This window comes from Micromonospora avicenniae (assembly GCF_900156065.1).
Lineage (GTDB): Bacteria > Actinomycetota > Actinomycetes > Mycobacteriales > Micromonosporaceae > Micromonospora > Micromonospora avicenniae.
Genome location: NZ_FTNF01000005.1, coordinates 322,183 through 342,109 on the forward strand (window position 1 = coordinate 322,183; position 19,927 = coordinate 342,109).

The 19,927-nt window shown below is 72.5% G+C and carries 21 protein-coding genes; 14 read left to right on the plus strand and 7 right to left on the minus strand.

Annotation, left to right across the window (positions count from 1 at the left end):
- Window positions 1-141 precede the first annotated feature (141 nt).
- Window positions 142-1,671, plus strand: a complete 1,530-nt coding sequence (locus tag BXA10_RS11225; protein WP_076470216.1) for a glycoside hydrolase family 3 protein — start codon at window positions 142-144, stop codon at window positions 1,669-1,671.
- Window positions 1,672-1,777: 106 nt separating this feature from the next.
- Here the strand turns inward: BXA10_RS11225 and BXA10_RS11230 are convergent, their stop codons facing one another.
- The gene (locus tag BXA10_RS11230) at window positions 1,778-2,068 is read right to left on the minus strand and encodes a GNAT family N-acetyltransferase (RefSeq protein ID WP_076470217.1); all 291 of its coding nucleotides are present in this window, start codon (window positions 2,066-2,068) and stop codon (window positions 1,778-1,780) included.
- Window positions 2,065-3,291, minus strand: coding sequence for a cysteine desulfurase-like protein (locus BXA10_RS11235; protein ID WP_076470218.1), 1,227 nt, complete (start codon window positions 3,289-3,291; stop codon window positions 2,065-2,067). The genes BXA10_RS11230 and BXA10_RS11235 overlap by 4 nt, the downstream gene beginning before the upstream one ends.
- Before the next feature lie 63 nt (window positions 3,292-3,354).
- Here BXA10_RS11235 and BXA10_RS11240 point away from each other — a divergent pair, with 63 nt between their 5' ends.
- The 7 genes from BXA10_RS11240 to BXA10_RS11270 all read left to right on the plus strand — a co-directional run bounded on the left by BXA10_RS11240 (window position 3,355) and on the right by BXA10_RS11270 (window position 7,637).
- Window positions 3,355-3,723: a hypothetical protein gene (locus tag BXA10_RS11240; protein WP_076470219.1), complete on the plus strand. Its 369-nt coding sequence runs from the start codon at window positions 3,355-3,357 to the stop codon at window positions 3,721-3,723.
- Between the two features lie 63 nt (window positions 3,724-3,786).
- Window positions 3,787-4,608, plus strand: coding sequence for a DUF1206 domain-containing protein (locus tag BXA10_RS11245; protein WP_076470220.1), 822 nt, complete (start codon window positions 3,787-3,789; stop codon window positions 4,606-4,608).
- Window positions 4,609-4,677: 69 nt separating this feature from the next.
- Window positions 4,678-5,874 (plus strand): mechanosensitive ion channel family protein, encoded by a 1,197-nt coding sequence (locus tag BXA10_RS11250; RefSeq protein WP_076470221.1) that lies wholly within the window; start codon window positions 4,678-4,680, stop codon window positions 5,872-5,874.
- A 221-nt stretch (window positions 5,875-6,095) separates the two neighbouring features.
- Window positions 6,096-6,530 carry a phage holin family protein gene (locus BXA10_RS11255; RefSeq protein ID WP_076470222.1) on the plus strand — a complete coding sequence of 145 codons (435 nt, stop codon included), beginning with the start codon at window positions 6,096-6,098 and terminating at the stop codon, window positions 6,528-6,530.
- Window positions 6,527-6,874, plus strand: a complete 348-nt coding sequence (locus tag BXA10_RS11260) for a DUF3618 domain-containing protein (protein WP_076470223.1) — start codon at window positions 6,527-6,529, stop codon at window positions 6,872-6,874. The genes BXA10_RS11255 and BXA10_RS11260 overlap by 4 nt, the downstream gene beginning before the upstream one ends.
- 8 nt (window positions 6,875-6,882) lie before the next feature.
- The gene (locus BXA10_RS11265; RefSeq protein ID WP_175649174.1) at window positions 6,883-7,143 is read left to right on the plus strand and encodes a DUF4235 domain-containing protein; all 261 of its coding nucleotides are present in this window, start codon (window positions 6,883-6,885) and stop codon (window positions 7,141-7,143) included.
- A 290-nt stretch (window positions 7,144-7,433) separates the two neighbouring features.
- Complete coding sequence (locus BXA10_RS11270) at window positions 7,434-7,637, plus strand: cold-shock protein (RefSeq protein ID WP_013732668.1); 204 nt, start codon at window positions 7,434-7,436, stop codon at window positions 7,635-7,637.
- A 131-nt stretch (window positions 7,638-7,768) separates the two neighbouring features.
- On the opposite strand, the gene BXA10_RS11275 is transcribed toward BXA10_RS11270, so the two are convergent.
- Together BXA10_RS11275 and BXA10_RS11280 are read right to left on the minus strand one after the other, a co-directional pair.
- On the minus strand, window positions 7,769-7,966 hold the full coding sequence (locus tag BXA10_RS11275; protein WP_076470225.1) for a hypothetical protein: 198 nt from the start codon (window positions 7,964-7,966) through the stop codon (window positions 7,769-7,771).
- A gap of 124 nt (window positions 7,967-8,090) precedes the next feature.
- Window positions 8,091-9,074, minus strand: coding sequence for an aldo/keto reductase (locus BXA10_RS11280; RefSeq protein WP_076470226.1), 984 nt, complete (start codon window positions 9,072-9,074; stop codon window positions 8,091-8,093).
- Between the two features lie 82 nt (window positions 9,075-9,156).
- On the opposite strand from BXA10_RS11280, the gene BXA10_RS11285 reads away from it, so the two are divergent.
- Entirely contained in the window at window positions 9,157-9,951 is a 795-nt protein-coding gene (locus BXA10_RS11285; RefSeq protein ID WP_076470227.1) for a trans-aconitate 2-methyltransferase, read from the plus strand.
- Window positions 9,948-10,973 carry an adenosine deaminase gene (locus BXA10_RS11290; RefSeq protein ID WP_076470228.1) on the plus strand — a complete coding sequence of 342 codons (1,026 nt, stop codon included), beginning with the start codon at window positions 9,948-9,950 and terminating at the stop codon, window positions 10,971-10,973. The genes BXA10_RS11285 and BXA10_RS11290 overlap by 4 nt, the downstream gene beginning before the upstream one ends.
- A gap of 1,118 nt (window positions 10,974-12,091) precedes the next feature.
- Here the strand turns inward: BXA10_RS11290 and BXA10_RS11295 are convergent.
- Both BXA10_RS11295 and BXA10_RS11300 read right to left on the minus strand, forming a co-directional pair.
- Window positions 12,092-13,513: a HAMP domain-containing sensor histidine kinase gene (locus BXA10_RS11295; RefSeq protein WP_084752616.1), complete on the minus strand. Its 1,422-nt coding sequence runs from the start codon at window positions 13,511-13,513 to the stop codon at window positions 12,092-12,094.
- A gap of 14 nt (window positions 13,514-13,527) precedes the next feature.
- Window positions 13,528-14,217, minus strand: coding sequence for a response regulator transcription factor (locus BXA10_RS11300; protein ID WP_076470229.1), 690 nt, complete (start codon window positions 14,215-14,217; stop codon window positions 13,528-13,530).
- A gap of 73 nt (window positions 14,218-14,290) precedes the next feature.
- Here BXA10_RS11300 and BXA10_RS11305 point away from each other — a divergent pair, with 73 nt between their 5' ends.
- The 3 genes from BXA10_RS11305 (at window position 14,291) to BXA10_RS11315 (ending at window position 18,078) form a co-directional block, all read left to right on the plus strand.
- Window positions 14,291-15,214, plus strand: coding sequence for an ADP-ribosylglycohydrolase family protein (locus tag BXA10_RS11305; RefSeq protein WP_076470230.1), 924 nt, complete (start codon window positions 14,291-14,293; stop codon window positions 15,212-15,214).
- A gap of 118 nt (window positions 15,215-15,332) precedes the next feature.
- A complete protein-coding gene (gene thrS / locus BXA10_RS11310) occupies window positions 15,333-17,339 on the plus strand; it encodes a threonine--tRNA ligase (protein ID WP_076470231.1) in 2,007 nt (668 codons plus the stop codon).
- Window positions 17,340-17,565: 226 nt separating this feature from the next.
- Entirely contained in the window at window positions 17,566-18,078 is a 513-nt protein-coding gene (locus BXA10_RS11315; protein WP_175649175.1) for an HIT family protein, read from the plus strand.
- Between the two features lie 43 nt (window positions 18,079-18,121).
- On the opposite strand, the gene BXA10_RS11320 is transcribed toward BXA10_RS11315, so the two are convergent.
- The gene (locus tag BXA10_RS11320) at window positions 18,122-18,604 is read right to left on the minus strand and encodes a hypothetical protein (RefSeq protein WP_245828210.1); all 483 of its coding nucleotides are present in this window, start codon (window positions 18,602-18,604) and stop codon (window positions 18,122-18,124) included.
- Between the two features lie 244 nt (window positions 18,605-18,848).
- On the opposite strand from BXA10_RS11320, the gene BXA10_RS11325 reads away from it, so the two are divergent.
- Window positions 18,849-19,907 (plus strand): aldo/keto reductase, encoded by a 1,059-nt coding sequence (locus BXA10_RS11325; protein WP_076470233.1) that lies wholly within the window; start codon window positions 18,849-18,851, stop codon window positions 19,905-19,907.
- The last annotated feature ends 20 nt before the right edge of the window (window positions 19,908-19,927 follow it).

Here is a 19,927-nt window from a genome sequence, read left to right on the forward strand (position 1 = left end):
GGCAGCACCGCCCGCCCGAGGCGGGCCAGAACCGCGAAGAAAGTGGGGGTACGGGGGCCGCATGAGTGAGCGCAGCGAGAAATCCATCAGGTGGGGTGCGGATGAGTCTCGTGCCGAAGCCGACCGGTGGGAGGCACGGGCATGAGCCTTCCGGCGGGCCACCTGGCCGCGCTCGCGGCTGCCGTCCTGCAGCCCGGATTCGTCGGCACCACCGCGCCGCCCTGGATCCGCCGCTGGCTCGGCGAAGGGCTCGGGTCGGTGGTGCTCTTCGCCCGGAACGTGGTCGACCACGAGCAGGTCGCCGCGCTCACCGCGGCACTGCGCGCAGAGCGTCCCGACGTCATCGTGGCGATCGACGAGGAGGCCGGGGACGTCACCCGGATCGAGTCGGGCCGGGGCAGCTCGCGCCCCGGCAACCTCGCGCTCGGCGCGGTGGACGACCCGGAGCTGACCGAGGAGGTGGCCCGCGACCTCGGCGCCGACCTCGCGAGCCTCGGCGTCACCCTCGACTACGCCCCGGACGCCGACGTGAACTCCAACCCGGCCAACCCGGTGATCGGGGTACGGTCCTTCGGCGCGGATCCGGAACTCGTGGCCCGGCACACCGCCGCCTGGATCCGCGGGCTGCAGGCCGGCGGAGTCGCGGCCTGCGCCAAGCACTTCCCCGGCCACGGCGACACCCAGGTCGACTCCCACCACGACCTGCCGTTGATCAGCGGCGGGCGGGCGCAGCTGGAGGCCGTCGAGCTGGCCCCGTTCCGGGCCGCGGTGGCCGCCGGGGTGCAGGCGGTGATGACCGGCCACCTGCTCGTGCCGGCGCTGGACCCGCAGCTGCCCGCCACCCTGAGCTCGCGCATCCTCGGCGGACTGCTCCGCGACGAGCTGGGCTTCTCCGGCGTGGTGGTCACCGACGCCGTGGAGATGCGGGCCGTCGCCGACCGGTACGGCTACGCCGGCGCCGCCGTCCGTGCCCTGGCGGCGGGCGCGGACGCGATCTGCATCGGTGGAGAGCGCGCCGGCGAGGAGGACGCCCGGGAACTACGGGACGCGATCGTGGCCGCCGTGGTCTCCGGTGAGCTGCCCGAGGAACGGCTCGCCGAGGCGGCCAAGCGGGTCGGCCAGCTCACCGAGTGGAGCGTCGCCGCCCGGGCCGGGCGCCCCGCCCGACGCGGCCTGCCGGTCGACGCCTCGCCCATCGGGCTGGCCGCCGCGCGGCGTGCGCTGCGGATCACGACCCGCACCGGCGCCGACGTCCTGCCGCTGACCCGCGCGGCGTACGTGGTCGAGTTCGAGCCACCGCGCAACATCGCGATCGGGGCGGAGACTCCGTGGGGTATCGGCGCCCCGCTCAGCGAACTGCTTCCCGGCACCACCACCCGCCGGTACGCCCAGCCCGACGTGCCGGTCGACCCGACCGCCGGAGCCGACGGGCGGCCGGTGGTGCTGGTCGTCCGCGACCTGCACCGGCACGACTGGATGCGCGACGCGGTGCGGCGGTCACTGGCCGCCCGCCCGGACGCGGTGGTGGTCGAGCTCGGGGTGCCCACGCTGGTCACCGGCACGGTGCACGTGGCCACCCACGGGGCGACCCGGGCCGCCGGGCAGGCCGCCGCCGAGCTGCTGACGAACCGGACCACCAGATCGAACACGCCGGCGCGCTCACGGTGTTGATCAAGAGGTTTGCGTCAACTTCGCGCCGGATCCTGACGCAAACCTTTTGATCAATCCGCCGAGGGCGTGGATCGGGGCGGGGCGACGTTGGGCGCCCGCTGCCTGGTCAGGGCTCGTCGATCACCAGGGTGGCGTACTCGGGGTGAGCGTCGATGAAGGCGGCCACGAACGAGCATCGGGGCACCGCCCGGCCGCCGCGCGCGCGAACGTGGTCCAACGCCCGGCGGACCAGCTCGGACCCGACGCCCATGTCCCGGTACTGCGGGTCCACCACGGTGTGCGTGAAGACCAGCACCTCACCCTGCGGCTGGTCGTACGAGGCGAACCCCGCCAGCGCGCCGTCGACCAGGATCTCGAACCGGCGCTTGGCGGGATTGTCCTTGACCAGGCTGCTCACCGGACCATTGTCCTACCGACAGCAGCCAGCCGGTCGAGTTCGCCGAGCAGGCGGTCCACCTCGTCGGCCGTGTTGTAGTGGTAGATGCTGGCCCGCACCGCGCCGCCGCTGTCGCGCAGCCCCATCGCGGTGAAGTACTCGTAGGCGTAGTAGTCACCGGCCGAGAGGCAGAACCCGGCATCGCCCAACGCCGCCTGGACCTGCCCCGGCGACATCCCGGCGACCCGGAAGGAGACCGTCGGCCAGCGCCGTGCCGGCGCACCCAGGACGCTGATCCCGTCCAGCCTGGCGAGCCCGGTCAGCAGCCGGTCCAGCAGCGCCTCCTCATGGGCTTGAGCGGCGGCCAGTCCCGCCCGGAGGCGGGCCCGCCGGTCGCCGGTGGCCGCCGGGTCCAGCCCCGCCAGGTGATCGACCGCCGCGGCGACCCCGGCGAGCAGCGGGAAGCTGGGGGTGCCGTACTCGAAACGCTCCGGCACCGCGTCCGAGGAGGGGATCAGCTTCGCGGGGCGCAGCGTGCCCCAGAACTGCGGATCACCCACCATCGCCGCGAGGTGCGGCCCGGACCACTTGTACGCGCTGGTGACCAGGACGTCCGCGCCGAGTCCGGCCAGGTCGGTCGGCGCGTGCGGAACCGCGTGCACCCCGTCCACGCAGACCAGGGCGCCGGCCGCGTGCGCGATCTTGGCGATCGCCGCCACGTCCGGAGCGGTGCCGATCGCGTTGCTGCCGGCGGTCACCGCGACCAGCCGGGTCCGCTCGGTGACCAGGTCGGCGTACTGGTCGACGGGCAGGTCGCCGGTCGTCCGGTCGAACTCCGCCCACCGTACGGTCGCCCCGGCCGCCTCGGCGGCCTGCACCCAGGGGCGCACGTTGGCGTCGTGGTCGAGTCGGCAGAGCACCACCTCGTCGCCGGGGCGCCAACCGGCGCCGAGCGTACGGGCCAGGGTGAAGAGCAGTGCCGTCGCGCTCGGCCCGAGCACCACTCCCGCCGGGTCGCCGCCGACCAGGTCGGCCACCGCGGCCCGCGCACCGGCCACCAGCTCCAGCGCGCGCTGACCGGGTCGGAAGGCGCTGCTGCGGTTGCTGACGGCGCTGCGCATGGCCCCGGCGACCGCGTCGATCACCGGCGTGGCGGTCTGGCTGCCCCCGGCGCCGTCGAAGTGGACGAAGCCCTCGGCGAGGGCGGGGTAGGCGGCACGAACCAGGGTGACGTCGAACGGCATGTCGCCGACCCTAACGCGCGTCGTCGTCCGGGAGCCTGGCGGGCGTCTCGTAGGCTCGGCGAGGTGACTAACCGACCTGGTAACACCTCGCTGACCCCCGCCCGCCGCGCCGCGAGCGCACTGGCCGGCCTGGCGCTCGGCGTCGCCCTGCTGGCCGGTTGCAGCTCCGAGGGTGCCGACACCGACTGCAGCATCGCCGGCTCCTGCACGATCACCTTCCAGCGCGGCGTCGAGGCGAGCGCGAGCATCCTCGGCGTCGAGGCCAAGCTCGTCGGCGCCGAGGGCGAACAGGTGACCGTCGAGGTCGCCGGTGAGCAGGTCACGCTCCTCACCGGCCAGCAGGCCGCCGAGGTGGGCGGTCTGTCGGTCACGCTGGACAGCGTCACCGACCAGGAGGTCAAGATCCGCGTTTCGCAGGGTTCCGGCGGCTGACCCCGCCGCGGGCGGCGGTGGCGCGACGTTTGGGGATCATCCCCGGCGGAGATTGTGGCTCCCATGTCACTCACCCGTACCGCCGAAGCCACCGCCTCCCGCACGGCGAACAGCCGGTGGCTGGAACTGCTCACCCGGGCCGGCTTCGTCGGCTACGGGATCGTGCACCTGCTCTTCGCCTGGTTGGCGCTGCAGATCGCGTTCGGCAGGTCCGCCGCCGACGGCGACCAGTCCGGCGCGCTGCGTACCCTCGCCGCCCAGCCGCTCGGCAAGGTGCTCGTCGTCGTGACCGGTGTCGGTCTGCTCGCCATGGCGATCTGGCAGGCGCTGGAGGCGGCCACCGGCCACCGTGCCGAACGTGGCCGGGAGCGTACGTGGGAGCGGCTCGCCTCGCTCGGGCGCACCCTGGTCTACCTCTACTTCGCCTGGACCGCGTTCAAGGTCTTCTCCGACGCCTCGTCGAACAGCGCCGACCAGCAGGAGGCGCTCACCGGCCGGGCCATGGAGTCCACCGGTGGCAGGTGGCTGGTCGGCCTCGCCGGGCTGGTGCTCGCCGCGATCGGCGTCGGGCTGGTCGTCTACGGGCTGGTCAAGCGCTTCGAGAAGCACCTCAGGACGGGCGAGATGGGCCCCCGCACCCGCAAGTTCGCCCGCCGGCTCGGCATCGCCGGGTACACCGCCAAGGGGGTCGCGTACGCCATCGCCGGCCTGCTGGTGATCGTCGCCGCGGTGAACTACGACCCGGAGAAGGCCCGCGGGCTGGACGCCGCGCTGCACACGTTGCGCGAACAGTCGTACGGCTCTCTGCTGCTGACCCTGGTCGCGCTCGGCATCGCGGCCTTCGGTCTGTTCTGCTTCCTCCAGTCCCGCTACCGCCGCGTCTGACCTGGCCACACCGTGCCGGACGGCTCGCCCGTCCGAATACCGAACGTGACCGGATCAGAGGAGAACCCTGTGCAGAACTACCTGGAGATGATCGTCGCCGTGTTCGCCGCGGCGGCGATCGCTCTTTTCGTGGCCGCGGTGGTGCACCGGTCGACCCGTCGACTGGGCCGCCGGTCGAGGCTGATGACCGAACTCACCGACCACGCGCACCGCCCGTTCCAGGTGGCCGCCACCGTCGTGGCCATCCAGTTCGCGGTCCGGTTCACCACCACCTACGCGGTCGGCACCCCCTGGCGGCGGACCCTGCTGCACCTCCTGGTGCTCGCGGTCATCGCCAGCGCCGCCTGGCTGGTCGCCGCGCTGCTGGTGGTGGTGGAGGACACCGCGCTGGCGCGGTTCCGGGTCGACGTGCCGGACAACCGGCACGCCCGGCGCGTACGCACGCAGGTGGTGATGCTGCGCCGGCTGACCATCGCGGTGATCGTGATCCTGACCCTCGGCGTGATGCTGATGACCTTTCCCAGTGTGCGTGGGGTGGGCGCCGGGGTGCTGACCAGCGCGGGTGTGGTTGGTGTGGTGGCGGCACTGGCCGCGCAGAGCCTGCTCGGCAACGTCTTTGCCGGGCTTCAGCTCGCCTTCAGCGACGCCGTGCGGCTCGACGACGTGGTGGTCGTCGAGGGGGAGTGGGGGCGCATCGAGGAGCTGACCCTCAGCTACGTGGTCGTGCAGATCTGGGACGATCGCCGGCTGATCCTGCCGACGTCGTACTTCACCAGCACACCGTTCCAGAACTGGACCCGAACCGAGGCGGCCGTGCTCGGGACCGCCGAGTTCGATGTGGACTGGGCGGTACCGGTCCAGGCGATGCGGGAGGAGCTTCGCCGCCTGGTGGAGAGCACCGAGCTGTGGGACGGACGGGTCTGCGTGCTCCAGGTGACAGACGCGACGGGTGGTGCCGTCCGGATCCGCGCGCTGGTCAGTGCCGCGGACGCCGGCAGTCTGTGGGATCTGCGCTGCCTGGTCCGCGAGCACCTGGTCGCCTGGGTGCGCGACCAGCGTCCGACGGCGATGCCCCGGGTCCGTACCGAACTCGGCGACGCCCGCAGCGAGCTGCCCTGGCAGTGGGTGCAGCCGCGTCGCCCCGCCCGGCGGCCTACCGACGGGGAGGTTCCCGACGACGCGCGGCTCTTCGGCGGCAGCGACGACGGCGACGCGCGCAGCGAGGCGTTCGTCGGCCCCGACGAGCCCGTGGAATCGCGTCGCTGACCCGTCGGGTGCCCGCCGGTCACGTTTCCTTCCGGTGGGCGCGGGCGTTTTCCGTGTCGGGGAGGGCGGCAGCGCGAGGACCGACCCGGTCCGGGAGGTTTGACCCGGCTGCTACCGGGGACCTGCTGCCGGACGTCTCTTCGTGGTCTGGGCGGACACGCACAGGATTGACGAACGGCGACCCCGGGCATACAGCGCGGTGATGACGAAAGGAGGACAGCATGGCTGACCTGGCGAACGCCCGCACGTCCCGCAATGGGAGCGAGCCCTCCACCGCCGAGTTGGTGCAGCGGGCCACCGAGCAACTCTCGCGCCTCGTACGGGACGAACTGGCGCTGGCCCGGGCGGAGTTGACCCAGAAGGGTAAGCACGCCGGCATCGGTCTCGGCCTCCTCGGCAGCGGCGGAGCGATGGCGTTCTACGGTTTCGGTGCGCTGGTCGTCACCGTCGGGCTGCTGCTCGACCTGGTGTTGCCCGGCTGGGCCGCCGCGTTGACCGTCGCGGTCGGTCTGTTCCTGCTCGCCGGCATCCTGGCCCTCGTGGGCAGGCAGCAGGTCAGCCGTGCCGTCCCGCCGCTTCCGGCAGCGACCGTCCGCAGCGTGAGAGCGGACATCGACGTCCTCGCCGCGGCGGTGAAGGACAGGGGACGCCCATGACGAGCAACGGGCACGGACGGCTGGACACCGAGGCGCTGCGGGAGGAGATCCGGCGAACCCGGGTCGAACTGGGCGAGACGATGGAGGCACTCGCCGCCAAGGCCGATGTCAAGGCTCGCCTGAAGGAGTCCGCCGGCCAGGCACGGCAGCGGATGCGGGAGCAGGCCGCGTCGACCGTGGCCCGGCTGCGCGGGCAGGCGGCGGAGATGACCGGGCTGGCCCGCGCCGACATGGCCCAGCAGGGCGAGATGATGCGGCGCAACCCCACGCCGTGGGCGGCGGTCGCGGTCGGTGCGGTCGCCGTCGTCGTCGCAGTAGTGGTCATTCAGGGGAGGCGCAGGTGAGCAAGGGCATGGGCAATGTCGCCTACAAGCCGGTCGGCGTGCTGCTCGGGATCGCCGCCGGCACGGTCGCCGGTGCGATCTTCCGGCAGGTCTGGAAGATCACCGCGGGCGACGGCGAGGCGCCCAGCGCCACCGACGAGGACCGCGGCTGGGTCGAGATCCTCGCGGCCGCCGCACTGCAGGGCGCCATCTTCGCGATCGTCCGGGCGGCTGTGGACCGTGGCGGAGCAGTGGGCGTACGCCGCCTCACCGGACGCTGGCCCGAATGATCCGCATCTTCGCGTCAGGCCCCCTTCCGCATCGACGGCAAGGGGGCCTTTCGCATGGCGGTAAGGGCCCACCCAGCGGATCTCTGACGACCGTCAGGTCACATGTCGGAGAATTTCGTCGGGTAGACTGTGCAGAGTTTTTGCGTACGTGGTTTGCTGTCCCCGCTGTTGAGAGATGGCGTGGGTTGAGAGAAGTCTCCTTCACCGGGGGCCGCCTCAGGCGCCGCTGCTCGAAAACGGCCAATCGGCCGCACGGCGTGCTCGGCCGCCAGTTTTAGAAGGAGATACACATGGCGCAGGGAACCGTGAAGTGGTTCAACGCTGACAAGGGCTTCGGCTTCATCACCGTCGACGGCGGGGGTGCTGACGTGTTCGTCCACTTCTCGGCCATCCAGAGCAGCGGCTACCGCACTCTGGAGGAGAACCAGCGGGTGGAGTTCGAGATCGCTCAGGGCCAGAAGGGCCCGCAGGCTGAGCAGGTCCGCCCCCTCTGAGCAGCGTTGACCGGCACCTGAACGGTCAACAGTCCGATCCGTTCACGGATCAACAGTGAGACCCCGCGTCCCGCCCGGGACGTGGGGTCTTCCGTTTCCGGCGCTGCCCCAGCCGGTAGGCGCGGGCCGGGTCAGGGGCGCCGGCGGCGGGCGCGCAGGCCGAACCAGATCCCCACGAGGCCGGCCAGCGACACCACCGGTCCGGCGACCACCCAGATCCGTTCGCCCGTCATCACACTGCCCTCGACGTAGCCCAGCCCCTGGACGGTCCAGACGGCGCCGATCACCAGCGCCAACAGGCCGAGCGTCAGCAGGAACCAACCCCTCATCGGCTACCCCCTTCCCGGCGCCGGGGGCCCACCGGTCGGCGGTGGGCCCCCGGCGTGGTCCGCCGGCGGTCGGGTCCAGCATCCCCGCAAGCGACGGCCGGGGCGAGGACTCGACGTGCGCGGGTCACCACCGATTGTGGATCTGCGGGCGGATCAGCTCGTCGTAGATGTCCCGGACCCCGTCCAGTTGCTTCGCGGACAGCGGTGGCAGCGCGGCCGCCTCGACGTTGCGCCGGGCCTGCTCGGTGTTCCGCGCCCCGGGAATGACCACGGTGACTCCGGGCTGGTCCACCACCCAGCGCAGCGCGAACTGGGCCATGCTGCTCTCCGGGCCGACCAGCGGGGCGAGCCGGCGTACGGCCGCCAGCCCGAGTTCGAAGTCGACACCGGAGAACGTCTCGCCGACGTCGAACGACTCGCCGTGCCGGTTGTAGGTGCGGTGGTCGTCCGGGCCGAAGGTGGTGTGCTCGTCGTACCGGCCGGAGAGCAGTCCGCTGGCCAGCGGCACGCGGGCGATGATGCCGACCCCGGCGGCGGCCGCGGCGGGCAGCACCCGTTCGAGGGGCTTGTGCCGTAGCGCGTTGAGGATGATCTGGACGCTCGCCACGCCGGGCCGGGCGATCGCGGTGAGCGCCTGGTCGCAGGTCTCCACGCTCACCCCGTACGCGCCGATGGCGCCTTCGGCGACCAGTGTGTCCAGTGCGTCGAAGACCGCGTCGTCGGCGAAGACGGCGGTGGGCGGGCAGTGCAGCTGGACGAGGTCCAGGGTGTCCATACCGAGGTTGGCCCGGGAGCGGTCGGTCCACTCGCGGAAGTGCGCCATGGTGTACGCCTCCGGCCGCTGTTCGACCCGGCGGCCCATCTTGGTGGCCACGGTCAGTCCGGCGTCGGGGCGTGTGCGCAGGAATCGACCGATGAGCTGCTCGCTGCGGCCGTCGCCGTAGACGTCCGCGGTGTCGAGGAAGGTGACGCCGGCGTCGACCGCGGCGCTCAGGACCGCCATCGCGTCGTCCTCGGTGACCGTGCCCCAGTCGGCGCCGAGTTGCCAGGCGCCGAGGCCGACGACGCCGACGGTCCGACCGAGTCGGGGGAAGGTGCGCTGCTCCATGCCGACGAGCCTAGTGAGCGGCTTGCCGGGCCGGGCACCGGCCCGTACTGTAACAAGACGAACGTACGGTTTGGGAGGCGTCATGTGGGATCCGGCCACGTATCTGCGTTACGGCGACGAGCGGTCCCGACCCTTCCATGACCTGGTCGCCCGGATCCCGGCCCGCCGGCCACGCACGGTGGTCGACCTCGGCTGCGGCCCCGGCCAGCTCACCGCCACCCTGGCGGAGCGCTGGCCGGCAAGCCGGGTGATCGGTCTGGACTCGTCGCCGGAGATGATCGAGCGGGCGGACGAGCTGGGCGCGCCCGTCGAGTTCGGCGTCGGTGACGTACGCGACTGGCGACCCACGCCCGAGGTCGACGTGGTGATCAGCAACGCGGTGCTCCAGTGGGTGCCCGGGCACCAGGACCTGCTCCGGCGTTGGGCGCGGCAGCTGCCGGCCGGGGCCTGGCTGGCGACGCAGGTGCCGGGGAACTTCGACGCTCCGTCACACCGGGCGCTGCGCGAGGTCGCCGGGCGTCCGGCCTGGCGGGAGGCGTTGCTCCCACTGCTGCGGGAGGCTCCGGTCGACGACCCCGCCGACTACGCGGCGCTGCTGACCGGCGCGGGCTGCGCGGTGGACGCCTGGGAAACTACCTACGTGCACCTGCTCCCGGCCGACGTCGACGCCGCGCATCCCGTGCTCTCCTGGATGGAAGGCACCGCGCTGCGCCCGGTCCGCGCGGCCCTCTCGCCGGGCCGGTGGGCCGACTTCCGGGCCGAGCTGGAGGTACGCCTCGCCGAGGCGTACCCGATCCGGCAGGGGCAGGTGTACTTCCCGTTCCGCCGCGTCTTCGTCGTCGCCCACACCGGCGCCCGTGCCGAGGAGAACCTGTGACCGACCTGTCCGCCTTCATCGCCGGAATGCCCAAGGTGGAGCTGCACGTGCACCACGTGGGCTCCGCATCCCCGCGGATCGTCGCCGAGCTGGCCGCCCGCCACGAGGGGCGCAGCCCGGTGCCGGCCGACCCGGCGAAGCTGGTCGACTACTTCGAGTTCCGCGACTTCGCCCACTTCATCGAGGTCTACCTCAGCGTCGTCGACCTGATCCGTGACCAGGAGGACGTCTGGATCCTCACCCACGAGGTGGCCCGGGAACTGGCCCGCCAGCAGGTCCGGTACGCCGAGCTGACCATCACGCCGTACTCGCACGTCCGGCGAGGCATCCCCGCTCCGGCGTTCTGCGAAGCGATCGAGGATGCCCGCAAGCGGGCCGAGGCCGACTTCGGCATCGAGCTGCGCTGGTGCTTCGACATCCCGGGCGAGGCCGGCCTGGAGTCCGCCGAGGAGACGCTGCGGATCGCACTCGAGGAACGCCCGGACGGGCTGATCAGCTTCGGCCTGGGTGGTCCGGAGATCGGCGTACCCCGGCCACAGTTCAAGCCGTACTTCGACCAGGCCCGTGCGGCCGGGCTGCGCTCGGTGCCGCACGCCGGGGAGACCACCGGCCCGCAGACCATCTGGGACGCGCTGCGTGACCTCGGCGCGGAGCGGATCGGGCACGGCATCGCTGCTGCCCAGGACCCGGAACTCATGGCCTACCTGGCCGAGCATCGGATCGCCATGGAGGTCTGCCCCACCTCGAACCTGCGCACCCGCGCGGTGGCCGACCTCGCCGAGCACCCGCTGCCGCGGCTGGTCGAGGCGGGGCTGCTGGTCACCATCAACTCGGACGACCCGCCGATGTTCGGCACCACCCTCAACGACGAGTACGCCGTGGCGGCCGGACTGCTGGGCGTCGGCGCGGAGGGGATCGCCGGGCTGGCCCGGGACGCGGTGAACGCCTCGTTCCTGGACCCGACCGGCAAACAGCGCATCATCGGCGAGATCGACGCGTACCTGGCGACCGCCGGGCGCTGAGCGGGCCTCGCGGGCGACTCAGCGGGCCTCGCGGCGCTGATTCCGGGTCGCTGTTGGGAAGGAAGGGCGCGCGGCGGGAGCAGGTGTGGGGGGACCGATTCTCCCGCCGCGCGCACGGCCCCACCGGAGGAGTGGGTGCGCGAAGTGCGCCCCCCGGTGGGACTGATGGGTTCGTGCGAAATCCTGTCAGGCCCCGGCCGGACAGACACCGCCGTTAAGTCGGATCTAAGGAAGACTTGCGCCGCCGCACAGCCGGCCCGACCGGTGTTGCCGCGCACGGCCGCGCCCCCGCGGCGTGGGCTCTGCCCGTGCCGCGAAAGGTCGGGGCGCCGCTTGACGGAGAGTCGGTCGGGTCGCTCCGTTGCTCGGCGTTGGACGAGGGGCGGGCGGAGATGACATCGGGCGGGCGAACGGGCTCGGGCGCGGGTGTTGCTGTCCGGCTCCTTTGGAGCTGAATCGTCGACGTCATCGCGCCGCTCTGCCGCTCTGCCGCTCTGCCGCTCTGTCGCTTTGCCGCAAGGCTGGCAGACCTACCGGCTTGCCGGTCTGCCGCCAGGCCGGCCGGTCTGTCGGCTTGCCGGTCTGTCGCTCGGACGATCTGTTGCTCGGTGTGCCGGCGGCACGCGCCTACGGCGTCGACCAGCACGGCGAGCCGGCGGTGTGATGGTGGTGGGTGAGGGCCTGTTTCATAAGACCGTGCCCGGCTGAGCCGAGTCCCAGGCGACGACCGGCGGCGTTGGAGGTTCGTCCGATACAACACGGGGCATCCGGACGAACGTCACCTCGCCGGACCGCCGCCTGGGACTCGGCTCGGCGACAGACCTGCCGGCAGACCGGCGGCCCGCTCGAGCGAGCCTCACGAAATGGGCCCTGGGAGCGGGTGGCAGGTCCGGCGGTTGAGCGGGCTCCGGCTCGTACTGAATCGTCTGCGTCATCAGCTCCAAAGAGTCCGTGGATCACTCCCTCGCCTCCCTCGCCTCCCTCGCCTCCCTCGCCTCCCTCGCCGCGCGGTCGTCGGGCTGTTCCACCACCGGCTGTTCCACCACGGGCCAGAACCAGCCGGTGCCGCGACCAGCGCGAGCCGGCCAGGCCAGGCCAGGCCCGGGCGGTCTGATTGCTCAGCGATCCGGCGGGCGCTGCCGGGGCCAGCGGCGGCGGGCGGAGCTCTTCTGGTCGCGGGCCTCCCGCGCCATCCGGCCGACGAGCCCGAACCGGTTGACCTGCCGGGGCGTCGCCTCCGGGTCGGCGAGCAGCATCACCACGCTCGCCCCGCCCAGCTGCGCCCGGTCGATGCTCACCGAGCCGTTGGCCTGCATCGCCACTCGCTTGGCGATGTCCAGCCCCAGGCCGGTGGAGCCCCGGTCGCTGGTACCGCGACGCAACGCCCGGTCGGGGTCGGAGATGCCCGGGCCGGCATCGTCGATGCGGATCGCCACGTACCCGTCCCGGCGGGAGACGGCCACCTCGAACGCGGTGCCCTGCGGGGTGTAGCGGAACACGTTTCCGATCACCGCGTCCAGCGCGGCGGCCAGCTCCGCGCGTGGCACCGGCGCCGGGATCCGCAGCTGCGCCCCGCTCACCCGGTGCGGACGGTTCTGGTCGCCGGCGAGCGCCGACCAGAACACCATCCGGTCCCGAACCACCTCGCTGACGTCACACATCGCCGGCCCGGCGTCGTGGGTGACCGCCTTACGCGTGGTCTTGATCAGTACGTCGATCTCGCCCTCGAGCGTGACGATCGCCTGACGGATCCGCCGGATACCGCGCCGGTGGTCCAGCTCGGCCTGGCTGAACGTGCCGACGCTCGTATCGTCCGACTCCAGCGCCTCCGCGTCGAGCCGGAGCACGGTCAGCGGCGTACGCAGCCGGTGCGACAGGTCGGCGACCAGCTCCCGCTCGTCGGTACGGGCCGCGTCGAGGCGCTCGGCCATCTGGTTGAACGCGTGCCCGGCCTCGGCCAACTCCCGCGGGCCGGTCGGCTCCACCCGCGCTGCCAGGTCGCCGTCGCCGATCGCGAGCGCCCCGTCGATGAGACCCCGGGTGGCGTAGACCGTACGGGTGGCGACCCGGTCGACCACCACGACCGCCGAGCCGACCAGGGCCAGGGCGACCGCGCCGAGCAGGAGCAACCTGGTGCCGGATCCCCGGCTCATCGCCGCGTCGGGAACGAAGACCTCGACGACCGCGATCCGCTCACCCAGCACCACCGGCTCGAGCCGGGCGGCGCCGCCGGGCACGTCCACGACGAGCGATCTTCGCTGCTCGCGGGCCCGGTCGAGGTCGGCGGGCGTGGCCCGGCCGGCGTCGCTGTCGTCCCCGAGGCCGTGCACCACGGGACGCGTGGCCGCGTCACCACCGCTGGCGGACACCGCCCGCTCGATCACCGCGGGGTCGGTGCTGACCGCCAACGCCCCCGTGACCAGCGCGCTGCGTCGGGCCGCGTCGGCGATCGCCTCCGAACGGACCCGGTCACCGAGGCTGACCGCGAGCGGCACCAGGAACGCGAGCGCCACCAGGGCGCAGACGCCGGCCGTGAGCAGGGTCAGCGTGACTCTCAGTCCGGCGCCACCAGTCGGAAGCCGACCCCCCGCACGGTGCGCAGGTAGCGCGGCTTCGCCGCGGACTCGCCCATTTTGCGGCGCAGCCAGTACAGGTGAACGTCGATGGTCTGATCCTCGCCGACCGACGGCTGCCGCCATACCTCCTCCAAGAGTTCCCGCCGGGACACTACCCGTCCGGGACGTGCGGCGAGATACGCCAGCAGGTCGAATTCCTTGCGGGTCAGTGCCAGCGGTTCCCCGTCGAGGTGGGCGCTGCGCTCACCGACGTCCATCCGTAGCCCGCCGACCTCGTGCACGGCCGGCTGGACGGTACGGCTGGCCCGACCGGCCCGGCGCAGCACCGTGGTGATCCGGGCGTCGAGGTGGGCGCCGGTGAACGGTTTGACCATGTAATCGTCGGCGCCCGCGCGGAGCAGCCGTACCACGGACTGCTCGTCGTCGCGGGCGGTGGCGATGATGATCGGCACGTCGGTGATGCCGCGCAGCATCCGCAGCGCGTCCGAGCCGTCCAGGTCGGGCAGGCCGAGGTCGAGGACCACCAGGTCGGGGGTCTCCGCGGCGACCCGGCGCAGCGCGTCCAGCGCCGTGCCGACCGCGTGCACGGCGTGCCCCCGATCGGCGAGGGACCGCAGCATCGCGCCGCGTACGACGTGATCGTCTTCGACCAGGAGGACGGTGGCCACGCAAAGACGGTACTTGGCGTGGCAAGTTGATCGCGTTGCGGCGCACCTGGGAACCGGGCAAGCTGGTACAACGATGTCCTTCACGCTCTTCGCCGACGCCCGACTGGCGCTCGCCCGGGACAGCCTCACCGGCCTCTCCGTCGGCGACGCGCTCGGTTCGCAGTTCTTCGTCCCCGGCCGGCAGCCGGCGGATCTGCTCGCCGGGCGCCTCCCGCCGGCCCCCTGGGAGTGGACCGACGACACCGAGATGGCCTGCTCGGTGCTGGCGGAACTGGTCGAGTCGGGCCGGATCGACCGGGACCGGCTGGCGCTCGCCTTCGCCGAGCGGGCCGAGCCGTACCGGGGGTACGGCCCCGGCGCGGTGACGATCCTGCGGTTGATCCGCACCGGCACGCCGTGGCCGGTCGCCGCCGCGTCGGCGTTCGACGGGCAGGGCTCCTGCGGTAACGGTGCGGCCATGCGGGTGGCGCCGGTGGGCGCGTACTTCGCGGACTCGACCACCCGCGCGGCGGCCCAGGCCCGCGCGTCGGCCGAGGTGACACACGCGCACCCGGAGGGCATCGCCGGAGCGGTCGCGGTGGCCGTCGCCGCCGCGCTGGCCGCGCGGGGCCGGTTGGACGGGGACCGGCCCACCGCGCATCGTCTCCTCGCCGGGGTGGCCACCGCGCTGGACCCGGCCACCGAGGTGCACCGTCGGGTACGCCGCGCGGCCGACCTGCTCGGCCATCCGCTGCCGCGGGTCGTCGGGGTGCTCGGCAACGGCGCCCGGGTCACCGCGCAGGACACCGTGGCCTTCACGCTCTGGGTGGCCGCCACGTACCTGGAGGACTATCCGGCCGCGATCCGCGCGTGCGTGGCGGCCGGCGGGGACGTGGACACCACCGCGGCGATCGTGGGCGGGATCGTGGCCGCGTTCGCCGGGGTGGGCACCCCGGGCGGCGTACCCACCGACTGGCTGGCCGCCCGCGAACCCCTCCCCGAGTGGCTCACTTCTTGAATCACTTGGCAGCCGTTGCCTCGGCTGAGGCGTCGGCGGTGGGGGCGAAAGCGGGGACCGATAGCATCGGCGGGGGCCGTACCGGCCCGTTCTGTGCCGTCTGCTGCGAGGAGTCACCGTGTCCGCACCCCGTACCCCCGCCGTGGCCGACCCCGTCGTCGTCGCCGCCGGGACGACGGCGGCCGACGCGGTGGCCGCGGCCGAGTTGCCCATGACCGGCCCGAAGGCGATCGTGGTGGTCCGCGATCCGGAGGGCCGCCTGCACGACCTGGACTGGCGGCCGGCGACCGACATCGCGGTCGAGCCGGTCAGCATCGACTCGCCGGACGGGTTGAACGTGCTGCGCCACTCGACCGCGCACGTGCTCGCGCAGGCCGTGCAGGACGTCTTCCCCGAGGCGAAGCTCGGCATCGGCCCGCCGATCGAGAATGGCTTCTACTACGACTTCGCGGTGGAGAAGCCGTTCCAGCCGGACGACCTGTCGAAGCTCGAGAAGCGGATGCAGGAGATCATCAAGTCCGGCCAGCGGTTCCGGCGGCGCCGGTTCGCCAGCCTGGACGAGGCGCGGGCCGAGCTGGTGAACGAGCCGTTCAAGCTCGAGCTGATCGACATCAAGGGTGAGGGGCTGGACTCCTCCGAGGTGATGGAGGTCGGCGGTGGCGAACTGACGATCTACGACAACCTCGCGGCGAACGAGGAGAAGGTCTGCTGGTCGGACCTGTGCCGCGGCCCGCACCTGCCGAACACCCGGCTCATCGGGGCGTTCAAGCTGATGCGCTCGGCCGCCGCGTACTGGCGGGGGTCGGAGAAGAACCCGCAGCTGCAGCGGGTCTACGGCACCGCGTGGCCGACCCGGGACGAGCTGAAGGCGTACCTGAAGCTGCTGGAGGAGGCCGCCCGGCGCGACCACCGCAAGCTCGGCGCGGACCTCGACCTGTTCAGCTTCCCCGACGAGATCGGCTCGGGTCTGGCCGTCTTCCACCCCAAGGGCGGCATCATCCGCCGGGAGATGGAGAACTACTCGCGCCGCCGGCACGAGGCCGCGGGGTACGAGTTCGTCAACACCCCGCACATCACCAAGGCCAACCTCTTCGAGACCTCCGGTCACCTGCCGTACTACGCGGACACCATGTTCCCGCCCATGCAGCTGGAGGGCGCGGACTACTACCTCAAGGCCATGAACTGCCCGATGCACAACCTGATCTTCAGGGCGCGCGGGCGGTCCTACCGGGAGCTGCCGCTGCGGCTGTTCGAGTTCGGCACGGTCTACCGGTACGAGAAGTCCGGCGTGGTGCACGGCCTGACCCGGGTACGCGGGCTCACCCAGGACGACTCGCACATCTACTGCACCCGGGAGCAGATGCCCGGGGAGCTCAGCACCCTGCTCACCTTCGTGCTGGACCTGCTGCGCGACTACGGCCTCGACGATTTCTACCTGGAGCTGTCCACCCGGGACGACTCGCCGAAGTTCATCGGCAGCGACGAGGACTGGGCCGAGGCCACCGAGGCGCTGCGTACCGCCGCCGAGCAGTCCGGTCTCGAGCTGGTGCCCGACCCGGGCGGCGCGGCCTTCTACGGTCCGAAGATCTCGGTGCAGGCGAAGGACGCCATCGGCCGGACCTGGCAGATGTCGACCATCCAGGTGGACTTCAACCAGCCGGAGCGGTTCGGGCTGGAGTACCAGGCCGCCGACGGCACCCGGCAGCGGCCAGTGATGATCCACCGGGCGCTCTTCGGCTCGATCGAGCGGTTCTTCGGGGTGCTCACCGAGCACTACGCGGGCGCGTTCCCGGCCTGGCTGGCGCCGGTGCAGGTGGTCGGCATCCCGATCCGCGAGGACCACACCGACTACCTGCACGGCTTCGTGGCCGCGCTGCGCGCCGAGGGGATCCGCGCCCAGGTCGACGCGGGCGACGATCGGATGCAGAAGAAGATCCGCACCGCGCAGCAGCAGAAGATCCCGTTCATGGTGATCGCCGGCGACGACGACGTGGCCGCCGGCACCGTGTCGTTCCGCTACCGGGACGGGTCCCAGCGCAACGGCGTGCCGATCTCGGAGGCGGTGGCGCACGTGCTGGACGTGGTCTCCTCCCGTACCAACATCGGCCCCTCCGCCCAGATGTGACGCCCCGGCGCGGGCTGCGACAGCTCGCACCGGTCATGATCGTGCACGATCCGGCAAGTAGTGGCCTCCACCGCGTCAGGAGGCCACTACTTCCGTGTTCGAGCACGATCTTTCGCGTGCCCGCAGGCCGACGGCGGGTACGTGGGACGCAGCCGTCACCGGCGTCCGGAGAGTCCGTAGGATCGCCCCTGTGACTGGGGCGGAACGGCACACGGACAGCAACGCAATGGCCGACGGCCTGGAGCGGCTCTGGACGCCGCACCGGATGACCTACATCTCGGGCGACGACCGCCCCGACGAGGGCTACGAGAAGCCGAGCGGCTGCCCGTTCTGCCGGGCGCCGCAGGCGCCGCCGGAGGAGAGCCTCGTCGTGGCGCGGGGCGAACGCGTGTACGCGGTGCTCAACCTCTACCCGTACAACCCGGGCCACCTGCTGGTCTGCCCGTACCGGCACGTCGCCGACTACACCGAGCTGGACGAAGCGGAGACTGCGGAGCTGGCCGCGTTCACGCAGACCGCGATGCGGGTGGTCCGCAAGGTCAGCAACGCGCACGGGTTCAACCTGGGCATGAACCAGGGGGGAGTGGCAGGTGCCGGCATCGCCGCACACCTGCACCAACACGTGGTGCCACGGTGGGGCGGGGACGCGAACTTCATGCCGGTGATCGGGCGTACCAAGGTCCTCCCGCAGCTGCTCGGCGACACCCGCGAGTTGTTCGCCCGCGCCTGGCCGTCCTGACGGCACCGCTCTGCGCCCGGCCGGGCCCGCCAGGCAGCGCTGGTCAGCTGCCCCGCAGCGCCGTGACGAGTGCCGGCCAGCCCGCCACCCGGTGTACGTGGGGCAGGTGGGCGACGTGCGCGGCCACCTCGGCGGGCCGGGGGCGGAACAGGAAGCGGTGCGGCACCGAGTCGAGGTAGCCGAGCACCTCCAGCCTGTCGTCGACGAAGTGGGTCAGCCCGAGCCGCCGGGCGATGGGGGCCTTCGCCGCCCGGGTACGGCAGAAGTGCACCCGCGGCACGGGGATCCCGGTGCGGGTGTGGAAGTCGTGGTGCGCCAGCCACTCGAGGGTCCGCCGCTCGGTGGCCTCGCCGCACTTGCTCACCAGGTGCACCTCGTCGAAGCCGTCGGCCAGTGCGGCCAGGGCGTCGACGGCCCCCACGACCTGTGGCGTGCGCAGGTAGTGGTCGCCGAAGAACGAGGTGTCCGCGTCGTCGTCGGCCGGTTCGATGATCACGCCGCCGATGTCCACCCCGAGCCGTCGCATGCGATCGATCATGCCGCATGGCGACGGGTACGCGATCCTGTTCGCCCGGTCGATCGCCGCGGTGTTGCCGCGCCGGTGGGTGGGGCAGCGGCATTTCTCCGGCCGCACGCGTGGTCGCCCGCCGGGCCCTGCCGCAGCCGGTCCTTCCGCGCGTGCACGCCTGTCGGACCGCGCTGACCAGCCCGGACAGGCGGATTACGCCCCTTGTTGTGTTCGACCGGGCTCGAGGTGGCACGATCTGCCGGTGGCAGTCACGACGCGGACGTTGGGGCGCAGCGGCATCGAGGCCAGCGCCCTGGGGATGGGCTGCTGGGCGATCGCCGGCCCGTGGGCGGAAGGTTCCCAACCGCTCGGCTGGGGTGCCGTCGACGACGACGAGTCGATCCGGGCGGTCCGCCGGGCGCTCGACCTGGGCGTCACCCTCTTCGACACCGCCGACACGTACGGCGCGGGGCACGGCGAGCGGATCCTCGGGCGCGCGCTGACCGGTCGCCGCGACGAGGCGGTGATCGCCACCAAGTGGGGCTACACCTTCGACGAGGCCACCCGGCAGGCGACGGGGGAGGACGCCTCGCCCGGGTACCTGCGCCGGGCGGTCACCGACTCGCTGCGCCGGTTGGGCACGGACCGGATCGACCTGTACCAGCTGCACCTGGCCGACCTGCCGGTGCCGCGCGCCGAGGCCCTGATCGGCACGCTGGAGGAACTGGTCACCGAGGGGCTGATCCGAGCGTACGGCTGGAGCACCGACCGCGCCGACCGTGCCGAGACGTTCGGTCACTCGGCTCCCGGCGCGACGGCCGTGCAGCACTCTCTCTCGGTGCTCCGGGACGCCCCCGAGCTGCTGGGCGTCTGCGACAAGTACGACCTGGTCAGCATCAACCGTGGGCCGCTCGCGATGGGGCTGCTCACCGGCAAGTACACGGCCACCTCCACGCTGCCCCGCGACGACGTACGCGGGCTCGCGCCGGGCTGGCTGGAGTGGTTCCGCGGCGGCCGGCCGGCGCCGGAGTGGCTGCGCCGGGTGGCGGCGGTACGGGACGCGCTGACCGCCGACGGGCGCACCCTGGCACAGGGCGCGCTCGGCTGGATCTGGGCGCGCAGCGGGCGGACGGTTCCGATCCCCGGCTGCCGTACCGTCGCCCAGGTGGAGGAGAACGCTGCGGCCCTGCACCACGGTCCGCTCGCGCCGGACCAGTTCGCCGAGGTGGAGCGCCAGCTCGCCGCCCTGCGCAGCGCGGCCCTCCGGCACGCCGACCATCCGGGCTGGCCCAGCCCCACCACCCCCGCCACCCACCCCTGACGCCCCACCCCGGGGCCCCA